This is a genomic window from Streptomyces sp. YGL11-2, assembly GCF_050054615.1.
Classification (GTDB): Bacteria; Actinomycetota; Actinomycetes; order Streptomycetales; family Streptomycetaceae; genus Streptomyces.
Genome location: NZ_JBNHIN010000034.1, coordinates 76,745 through 86,188, shown reverse-complemented (window position 1 = coordinate 86,188; position 9,444 = coordinate 76,745). Strand labels below are relative to the sequence as shown.

Here is a 9,444-nt window from a genome sequence, read left to right as displayed (position 1 = left end):
GATCGACCGTCTCGCCTTCCATGAGACAGCGAACGCCCTCGACCCCGCCCACGCCACCCCAACCACCTGCGCCTCTTAGGTTCCCCCGTTGACAGGGAAGGGCTGATCGGCGGGTCGGCAGGGGGTGACGGGATTTCAGGCACGTTCGGTTGTTGCCTGCTCGGCGCTCGACCACCTCGGAGGTGTTACGGCACTCGGAAGGCCAGGACCGCGTTCTGACCGCCGAAGCCGATGGAGTTGCTGAGTGCCGCACCCAGGTGCTGGGAGCGGGGGGCCTGGGTGACGACGTCCAGGTCGATGTCGGGGTCGAGGCGGTCGAGGTTGGCGATCGGCGGGATGGTCTGGTGTTGCAGGCTCAGCACGGTGACGGCGGCTTCGATGCCGCCCGCGCCGCCGACCGAGTGTCCAAGGACGCCTTTGTTCGCCGTGACCGGCGGCGGTGTGCCGAAGACCGAGCACAGGGCGCGCGCTTCGGCCAGATCGTTCTGCTGAGTGGACGTCCCGTGGGCGTTGACGTGGTCGATGTCCGACGTGGACAGGGCGGCATCGGAAAGTGCGGCGCGGATTGCCCGTACCACTCCCTGGCCCTCCGGGTCGGGCGAGGTGGGGTGGTAGCCGTCGGCGGAGGCTCCGTATCCGGCAACGAGGGCACGGATCAGGGCACTTCTGGCGCGGGCGTCTGCCAGCCGTTCCAGTACGAGGATGCCCGCGCCCTCGCCCAGCACGAACCCGTCCCGGTCCGCGTCGAACGGCCGGCACGCGCCGGCGGGGTCGTGCACCCTGGCGGACAGGGCTCCCATCTGACCGAAGCCGGCCGCGGCCATGGGGTTGCAGACGCTTTCGCTGCCGCCGGTGATCGCGATGTCGCACGCTCCGGAGACGAGCAGGTCGCGGGCGACGCCGATGGCTGTTCCCCCGGACGCGCAGGCGGTGGAGGTGACCAGGCTGGGACCCAGCGCCTTCAGGTCCGTGCTGATTTCGCCGGCGAGCATGTTGGCCACCGTACGCGTGATGCACAAGGGGGAAATCGCCTCGTGCCGACCGCTGTTGAGCAGGTCGTACTCCTTTTGGGCCTGGTCGTTGCCGCCGTTCCCGTTGCCGAGGACCACGGCGACGCGGGCCCCGTCCCAGGCGGTGGGGTCCCATCCGGCATCGCCGACCGCTTCGCGGGTGGCGACCAGCCCCATCTGGATGAACCTGTCGATACGCCAGCTCAACCGGCGCCCGAGGAGGGCCGTGGGGTCGAAGTCGGGCACCCGGCAGGAGAAGTTCACCGGAAGGCCGGCCAGCCGCTCGTCCGCGGCGGCCAGCGACCGGCCGGAGAGCAGCCCCTCCCACGTCGCCCGGACACCGATTCCGGCCGGGGTCACCAGTCCCAGCCCGGTGACCGCGACATCCACCGCCGTCATGGGAGGGTGGGGGTGGTCGGTACGTCCTGCCAGGCGCTGTCCGTGCCCACGGTCTCCCCGCCGTTGCGCCGTTCCTCGACGATCTGGCAGAACTCCCCGAGGGTCGGCCTGATGTCCTCCTCCGTCAGTTTGATGCCGAGCCGGTCGTTGATGATCACGGTGAGTTCGACGAGCGTGAGCGAGTCGAGTTCCAGGTCCCAGAAGGTGGCGTCGGGCTTGATGATGTCTTCGGGCACGCCCATGTGCTCGGTGAGCAGGCCGGCGATGAATTCGTATGTGGTGGTCATCAGCGTCCCTCGTGAAGTGAGTGCGGATGGCGGATGGTTGGGCGGTCGAGAGAGGGGAGGGGGTAGGCGGCTCGGTGGTCGGTGAAGACAGGTTGCGGGCCGATGCATCAGCCTCTGACGTGACGTGACGTTCGTGGTGGTCGGTGCGGTAGACGGGCCCTGGCCAGCCGGGACAGGACGAGTGCACGTACCTTCAGGAGCGGAGCGGGGGCCCACCAGTTCCAGCGGCCGGCCAGGCCCATGAGGGCCGGCACGATCAGGCACCGTACGAGGGTGGCGTCGATGGCGACCGTCAGGGCCAGGCACACCCCGAGTTCCTGCAGCACGGCCAGCGAGGAGGCGGCCAGTGCGCCGAGGACGATGACGACGGCGAGCGCACCGACGGTCACCAGCCGTCCGGTGCGCCGCAATCCGGCGACGACGGCCCGTTCGTTGTCCCCGGTACGCAGGTATTCCTCGCGGATGCGCGCCACCAGGAAGACCTCGTAGTCCATGGACAGCCCGAACGCGATACAGAACACCACCGCCGGAATCAGCGGATCGACATGACCGGTGGCGGTGCCGCCCAGGAGCCGGGACAGGAGTCCGTCCTGGAAGAGAGACACCATGGCACCGAACGCCACCGTCAGGCTCAGCAGATTCATGACCACGGCCTTGAGCGGGACGAGCACGCTCCCCGTGAAGAAGAACAGCAGCAGCGCGACGGCGGTGATGACCAGCGCGGCGGCCCAGCCCAGGTGCCGTGCGAGGGTCTCCTTCATGTCCACCAGAGAGGCCGTCTCCCCGGCCACCATCACCGGGCCCGCCCCCTTCTGCGCCCTGACCGTGCCGACCAGCCGCTGAGCCGTCGCACTGTACGGGCCGGCCTGTGTGGTGAGGGAGTACCAGGTCCCCTGCCCGACACCGCCGGCAGGCCGGGCGGGCGGCGTGGCGAGTCGGCGGCCGTCGCGGAAACTCCCCTCGGCGCCCATCACCATGTCGACGCCCGCCAACTGGGAGAGGGCCCGGCCCATGCGGTCGGCGGCCGGGGAGCCCGCCGGGATCTGGGGGGTCAGCGCGGTGAGCGTGGTCCCGTTCAGCAGCGGGAACTCGGCGCGCGCCCGCTCCGCGGCGAGGCGCGGAGCCGCGTCGCGGGGCAGCCAGTCCTCGTCGATGAACCCCATGCGCGCCCCGGAGGCAGGCACGGCGAGGAGTACGAGGAACGCGGACACGGTGAGCAGTACGGCCAGTGGGCGCCGCAGTACCGCGCGAGCCAGCCGCGCCCAGAAGTCCGGGGCACCGGCGCCCCGGGCCCGCCACCACCGTACGCGCACGGGGCGGCGGCTCAGGCGGCGCCCGAAGAGCGCGAGCAGTGCCGGCTGGACCACCAGTGCGGCGACCCCGGCCAGGCAGACCACCGCCACGGCGCCGGCGCCCAGTGAGCGGTGGAAGGGGGTGGGAAAGAACAGCAGCGCGCAGAGGGACAGCGTCACCACGGCTGCCGAAACCGCAACGGTGCGGCCTGCCGAACGTACGGTGGCGCGCACCGCGTCCGACACCTCCAGACCGCGGTCCAACTCCTCTCGGAAGCGACTGACCATGATCAGGCTGTAGTCCACCGCCAGCCCGAAACCCAGGGCGGTGAGGATGTTGAGTGCGAAGACGTTCACCGGGTAGTGCCGCGCCAGCAGGTCCAGGACGGCCATCGCGCCGGTGACGCTGACCAGTCCCATGGCGAGCGGCAGCGCGCAGGCCAGTACCGAGCCGAACACCACCAGGAGCACGGCGGAGACCAGCGGAACACCGATCATCTCGGAGCTGACGAGGTCACGGCGGCTCTGCTGCTCCGCGTACCGGTTGACGGACAGCCGTCCGGACGCCTCCACGGTCAACGGAGGCCGGGCACCGGCGTATTTCTGGATCAGGTGCTGCGCGGTGCGTGTCATCTGCTGGTCGTCCCCGGCGATGGCGAGCGTCAGCAAGGCGGCATGGCGGTCGGCCGACAGCAGGGACGGGGTGGGTGGGGACCAGGGGGCGCGTACGTAGACGACACCGGGTTCGGCGGCCAGTTCGGCGACGAGCCGTTGCCCTGCTGCCGCGGCCTTCGGCCCGTCCACCGCGCCCGTCGAACGGGCCACGAACACCAGCTTCGGGGTCCCGGATCCGTAGCGCTGTGTCAGCAGTCGTTCCGCGCGGCTCGATTCCGCCGACTGGTCGAAATATCCGCCGTCCACCAGGCGTCCGTGCACGCCGGCGGCGGCGATTCCGGCACCGAGCACGGCCACCAGGGTCAGGGCCAGGATCAGCCATCGGTACGTCACGGCCCAGTGCCGAGGGGCCGTGACGCGCCGCTCCCTCTTCTGCTCCTCGATCGCTTCTCTGCTGCTCATCATCACAACCCGGCGCGCGCCGTCATCTCGTCCAGCTCATGCATCCAGAGCTGCACCAGGCCGTCGCAGTCGCCGACCGTCCGGTCCGCGACGAAGCCGATCCGGGCGGTGGTGGCATAGCTGGAAAAGCATGCCGCGAGCACATGGCCGGCCGGCAGGAGAGTCAGTGGCATGACGTCGGTAATGACCCGGTCGCCCAGCTGGAGACGCTTGTCGGGTCCGGGAACGTGGGTCGCGAGTACCGTCGTGCTCCGCGGGTGCAGATCGAGTTCGAGGAGCCAGCGGCCGAACCGGTCGGGGACCATCCGTCCCAGGGCACCGGCATGGGGGTTGAACAACGATGAACGGACCTTGCGCGTACGGGCTTTCACGTGCTCCAGTCGCTCAACGGGATCGTCCAGGCCGACGGGCAGCCGTACCGCCGCGCCCAGCACCGCGTTTCCCCTCTCGCCTGCGTTGTCCCGACGCCGCAGGGTGACCGGCACCATCATGCGCATCGGTTGCCGGCCGAGCGGCCGGCCGCGTTCCCTGGCCCAGCTCTTGAGCGCGCCGGCCAGGGCCGACAGGTACAGGTCGTTGGGAGTGGCTCCGTGTGCGGCAGCGATTTTCCGGAGACGGGCCAGTTCCACGCTGCCCCAGGCATAGTGCAGCCTGCCCGTCAGGGGAAAGCCGTCGGGTACGAGGCGAGCGGCCCGGCGCAGCCCGCCCAAGGCGCTGATGCCTTCGCGGACGGCGGTTGCCAGTTCGGCTGCGGTGCTCGGGCGGGCCGTGCGGCCGGGCGGCGGGGCGCCTGCCTTGGAGGAGGCGGCGGTTCCGCTGAGGGTGCCACGGAAGAGTTCGGTGAGCAGCATGCCGTCGAAGTGCGCATGATGCCCCCGCAGTACGACCGCGAACTCGTCGGGGGCGTAGCCATGCAGGACCCACACCCCCCAGAGACGTTCCGGCAAGGGCGCCGCGGCCAGATCCCCCAGCGCGGCGCGCAGGCCGTCCAGCCCTGTCCCCGCGGCGACGGGCGTACGAAAGACGTGGTCTGCGGCGGCGAACGGAGCCGCCGCCCGTCTCCCCGACCCACCCGGCGGCGCTTCCGCGAGTTCCGGATAGCGGGCTGCCGCAAGGTCCACCAGGAGACACATTTCCTCGTGGTCGGGCACGTCCCCCGTGATGCGGGTGACGCCCCCCACCGCGACCGATGTGCCCGGGTGCGCCGCCGCGTAGTCGAAGAAAGCCCCCTTCCATTCCCTGGCGCCGGCCTGCCGCCCTGCTGCGGGAACCGGCTCCTGTCCGCCAGTGGTTCGACGAAGGACATCTCGGAAACTCATCTCGATCCCTTCCTGAAAGAGGACGAGGACGTGGACGCACCACGTATGTGCTGATCCGTCAGATATTCGCGCGCTCACCGGGAATTGGGTCGAACGCGGTGTGGCAGAGAGCCGGCGTCTGCCGCACTTGGCGCCGGCAACACCCGGCACGAATTCAGAGGTCTAAAGAAGCCGGTTGCGATGCCTGGCGAGTTTGCCGAGAGTGTCCAGGGAGTTTTCCGTTCCCCCCAAAAGCGAGGAGCCGTCCCCGATGAAGCGTTCACATATGCCGATGTGANTCAGAGGTCTAAAGAAGCCGGTTGCGATGCCTGGCGAGTTTGCCGAGAGTGTCCAGGGAGTTTTCCGTTCCCCCCAAAAGCGAGGAGCCGTCCCCGATGAAGCGTTCACATATGCCGATGTGAGCGGTGTACACCTCGTCCACGGCGTCCAGCAGATGCCGGCGTGTTGTGCAGGAATCCCTGCATATCTCACTGTGCATTGCACCCCAGGCGCGCAATCGGGTGATGAGCACGCGGTGATCTGCCGACCAGAGTCCGGAGAATCCTTGGGCGGAATGCTGGGGCGGTGCCATGGAAGGCCGCACGACGCGCTCATACGCGGACCGGGAAAAGGAGGCGGTCAGTCGCATGGCGGAGGCACTCGCGCGCAGGAAGACGCGAGTGGCCTGAACTCCCGGCCCACAGGAACGGGCGCTCGGCGCGGTCAGCGCGTCCTGCAAACCCACTATGGCCGCTTGGGTGAGCGTGAAGAACAGTCGGTGCCCGTGTATCCAGCGCTGCTGAGCAGGCGTGTTCGTCGTCAGTCCCGGTTCCGCGACGGGGGCCAGGCGGGCGGTATCCAGGGCCTCGTGGAGCGCCGGTTCGGCGGCGGCTTCGGGTAGCGAGGCCATCGCGCTCACCGTGGTGGCCAGCGCCTGGGAAAGCAGTCGAGCCGGCGTACCGGAGACCCGGATGACGCCGAAAAAGGCGTCGTAATCGGCTTCCCGCGGGTCGGCCAGCGGGCACTGGACCGAGCGAACCGGGCGACCTTCTCGAACGGATGAACGCCACAGCGACTCAAGGCTCTCGGGCAGCTGCTCCGGGTCGGGAAGCCGGAGTTCGACACGGCTAGGACACATAAGCGACACAATAGACAAAACATAATAACCTCGCTACTTTTATGCTATGGGTGACGAGTTTGAAGCGGCGATAGAAACGGCCACCAGACAACTGGTCGCCCATTGGCGGGCATTGGCGGCCCGAGAGGTGCCGGTATCCCCGCCGTGTGAACCCGGCTCGCTGCTCACCGCGCTGCCGCCGGTGCCCCCCGAGCAAGCGGAGAGCCTCGGAGAACTGCTGGCCGACACCTGGAAGGTCATCGTTCCGGGCCTGACCCATTGGCAGCATCCGGCATTCCTGGGCTACTTCCCGACCAACAACTCGCCTGCGTCCGTGCTCGCCGAGTACGTCACCGCCGGGCTGGGCGTACAGGGCATGTTGTGGTCGACATCGCCGGCGGCCACGGAGCTGGAGCAGGTGGTCACGGACTGGTTGGCCCAGGCCCTCGGCCTGCCGGAAGCCTTCCGCCATTCGAGTGGTCGCGGCGGGGGAGTCATTCAGGACTCCGCCTCGTCGGCGGTACTCGTGGCCATCGCGGCGGCCCTTCAACGGGCGTCGGAGGGGCGATGGCGTACGGCCGGAACCGAGGGCCGCTACCGCATGTACTGCACGGAACGGGCCCACTCCTGCGTCTCCAAGGGCGCCCGGCTGGCCGGCCTGGGCGAGCCGCAGCTCATCGCCACACTGCCGGGCACCGGCCGGATGGATCCCGACGCGCTCGGCGCGCGGATCGACGCCGACCGGGCCGCCGGCTTCGTCCCCGCCATCGTCGTCGCAACGGTCGGCACCACCGATACCTGCGCCGTGGACCCCGTACCGGACATCGGGCGGCTGTGCCGGCGGGAGGACGTGTGGCTGCACGTGGATGCCGCCTACGCGGGATCCGCGACGCTGTGCCCGGAATACCGGCACCTCATCGACGGCATCGCCCTCGCCGACTCCTACGCCGTCAACGCCCACAAGTGGATGCGTACGGGGACGCCGTGCGACGTGATGTGGACCTCCGACCGTGCCGCACTCACCGACGCCATGAGCATCTCTCCCTCATACCTGCGGAATCCTGCGACCGAATCCGGTCGGGTCGTGGACTTCCGCGACTGGCAGGTGCCCCTCGGCCGCCCTATGCGTTCCCTCAAACTCTGGTACGTGATGCGGGCCCACGGCTTGGAGGGCCTGCGCGAAGCCATCCGTCACGACATCCGCCTGGCGGCCCAGCTGGCCCGCCTGATCACGGCCGAGCCGGGGTTCCACCTGGAGGTGCACGAGCTGGGCCTGGTCGTCTTCCGCCGCGACACCGACGACAACACCCGTGACCTGCTCTCCCGTCTGCAAACCGACCGCACGCTCCTGTGCACCCCCACAAGCGTCGACGGCCGCCCCGCCGTCCGGGCCGCCTTCGGATCTCCGTACGTCGACGCGGACACGCTGCACTACGTCTGGACGCGGATCCGCACCCACGCCCAGTGCTTGGAGAACCCTTCTGCCTCGGCCTCCCCTTCCTGACGATGAACTACCCGCTCGCCCGGACACGCACGGGCCTGCCGCCACGGGTTGGCGTCTGAGGGTCGCCTGTGGTGCCGAAGAGGGGGGCGTCGTAACAGTCCGGGAGCTGCTGGGCGATGCGGCCCCCGTGCCGTCAGTTGTTGAAGGTTGTCGGAACTCTTGACGTGCCATCGGTTCACGAGTTGAATCACGCCGCGCATCACGTCGGAAAGCCAACCGACTCCAAGGGACCCCCCATGTCTCCCACCCCAGGCGCTCGCCCCCTGCGCCACCCCGGGCTGCCCCCGCCCACCGCCGGCGCGACCAACTCGGCGAAACAGCACGGCCGTTCAGCTCTCCGACTGCAATGACACCGGAGCGTTCGTGGAAACTCCCCACGGCGTGGTCGCACCGTGATCGCCACACCGTGATCCCCCCACCATCACCACCTTCGACGAGGTAGACGCCATGCCCGCAACCATCCCCCCACAACCCGACCGTCCGCGTAACCGAATACGACACCGCCGGCGCACCGGCGCCGCCCTCGCCACGGCTCTCCTGCTCGCGGCGGGCTGGACGTCGGCGACCACGGCTGAGGCCAACGGCAGCCCGGCTTCCCACCGGACCGCCGCCGTCACCACCTTCTCCGACGACTTCGACGGCCCGGCGGGCAGCGCGGTCGACGGAGGCAAGTGGCGTTACGAGACCGGCGACAACGTCAACAACCACGAGCGGGAGTACTACACCTCCGGAACCAACAATGCCGCACTGGACGGCCAAGGCCATCTGGTCATGACCGCCCGCAAGGAGAACCCGGCCGGCTACCAGTGCTGGTACGGCAGTTGCCAGTACACCTCGGCCCGGCTCTCCACGGCGCAGACCTTCACCCAGGCGTACGGGCACTTCGAGACACGTATGCAGATCCCCCGCGGCCAGGGGATGTGGCCGGCGTTCTGGATGCTCGGCAGCGACATCGGCAACGTGGGATGGCCCACCTGCGGCGAGATCGACATCATGGAGAACGTCGGCTTCGAACCAGGCACGGTGCACGGCACCCTGCACGGCCCCGGCTACTCGGGATCCGGCGGACTGGGTGCCGGCTACACCCTGCCCGGAGGAGCGGCGTTCGCGGACGGCTTCCACACCTTCGCCGTGGACTGGTCGCCGGGCGCCGTGACCTTCTCGGTCGACGGTCACGCCTACGAGACCCGCACCCCGGCCGACACCCACGGCAACAAGTGGGTCTTCGACCACCCCTTCTACCTCATCATGAACCTCGCAGTCGGTGGCTACTGGCCCGGAGACCCCAACGACAGCACCCAGTTCCCGCAGTCCCTGGTCGTGGACTACGTCCACGTCACCACCAGCAACAGCGCGCTGCGCCACTGAACCAGAGGTCCGGGCAAGACCCTTGTACGGACAGCGAACGGGGGCGGGCAGGCTGAGGCGTGCCGTGCCCGCCCCGCTTCGTCACCGGGCCC

At 69.2% G+C, this 9,444-nt stretch carries 7 protein-coding genes; 2 read left to right on the top strand and 5 right to left on the bottom strand.

The annotated features are described in order from the left end of the window. Positions 1 to 185: 185 nt before the first annotated feature. The 5 genes from ACO1BR_RS30360 to ACO1BR_RS30340 form a co-directional block, all read right to left on the bottom strand. Entirely contained in the window at positions 186 to 1,409 is a 1,224-nt protein-coding gene (locus ACO1BR_RS30360) for a beta-ketoacyl-[acyl-carrier-protein] synthase family protein (RefSeq protein WP_426798296.1), read from the bottom strand. Further along, positions 1,406 to 1,696 (bottom strand): acyl carrier protein, encoded by a 291-nt coding sequence (locus ACO1BR_RS30355; RefSeq protein ID WP_426798295.1) that lies wholly within the window; start codon positions 1,694 to 1,696, stop codon positions 1,406 to 1,408. The genes ACO1BR_RS30360 and ACO1BR_RS30355 overlap by 4 nt, the downstream gene beginning before the upstream one ends. 107 nt (positions 1,697 to 1,803) lie before the next feature. After that, positions 1,804 to 4,065: an MMPL family transporter gene (locus ACO1BR_RS30350; protein WP_426798294.1), complete on the bottom strand. Its 2,262-nt coding sequence runs from the start codon at positions 4,063 to 4,065 to the stop codon at positions 1,804 to 1,806. Positions 4,066 to 4,067: 2 nt separating this feature from the next. Next, positions 4,068 to 5,384 carry a WS/DGAT domain-containing protein gene (locus tag ACO1BR_RS30345; RefSeq protein ID WP_426798293.1) on the bottom strand — a complete coding sequence of 439 codons (1,317 nt, stop codon included), beginning with the start codon at positions 5,382 to 5,384 and terminating at the stop codon, positions 4,068 to 4,070. Between the two features lie 286 nt (positions 5,385 to 5,670). Continuing rightward, positions 5,671 to 6,519, bottom strand: a complete 849-nt coding sequence (locus ACO1BR_RS30340) for a hypothetical protein (protein ID WP_426798292.1) — start codon at positions 6,517 to 6,519, stop codon at positions 5,671 to 5,673. A 28-nt stretch (positions 6,520 to 6,547) separates the two neighbouring features. On the opposite strand from ACO1BR_RS30340, the gene ACO1BR_RS30335 reads away from it, so the two are divergent. Beyond that, complete coding sequence (locus tag ACO1BR_RS30335; RefSeq protein WP_426798291.1) at positions 6,548 to 7,984, top strand: pyridoxal phosphate-dependent decarboxylase family protein; 1,437 nt, start codon at positions 6,548 to 6,550, stop codon at positions 7,982 to 7,984. Positions 7,985 to 8,431: 447 nt separating this feature from the next. Further along, positions 8,432 to 9,352 carry a glycoside hydrolase family 16 protein gene (locus ACO1BR_RS30330; protein ID WP_426798290.1) on the top strand — a complete coding sequence of 307 codons (921 nt, stop codon included), beginning with the start codon at positions 8,432 to 8,434 and terminating at the stop codon, positions 9,350 to 9,352. The last annotated feature ends 92 nt before the right edge of the window (positions 9,353 to 9,444 follow it).

Coding starts and splice junctions, on each gene's coding strand:
- ACO1BR_RS30360 (WP_426798296.1), bottom strand. CDS start 1,409: ATGACGGCGGTGGATGTCGCGGTCACCGGGCTGGGACTGGTGACCCCG.
- ACO1BR_RS30355 (WP_426798295.1), bottom strand. CDS start 1,696: ATGACCACCACATACGAATTCATCGCCGGCCTGCTCACCGAGCACATG.
- ACO1BR_RS30350 (WP_426798294.1), bottom strand. CDS start 4,065: ATGAGCAGCAGAGAAGCGATCGAGGAGCAGAAGAGGGAGCGGCGCGTC.
- ACO1BR_RS30345 (WP_426798293.1), bottom strand. CDS start 5,384: ATGAGTTTCCGAGATGTCCTTCGTCGAACCACTGGCGGACAGGAGCCG.
- ACO1BR_RS30335 (WP_426798291.1), top strand. CDS start 6,548: ATGGGTGACGAGTTTGAAGCGGCGATAGAAACGGCCACCAGACAACTG.
- ACO1BR_RS30330 (WP_426798290.1), top strand. CDS start 8,432: ATGCCCGCAACCATCCCCCCACAACCCGACCGTCCGCGTAACCGAATA.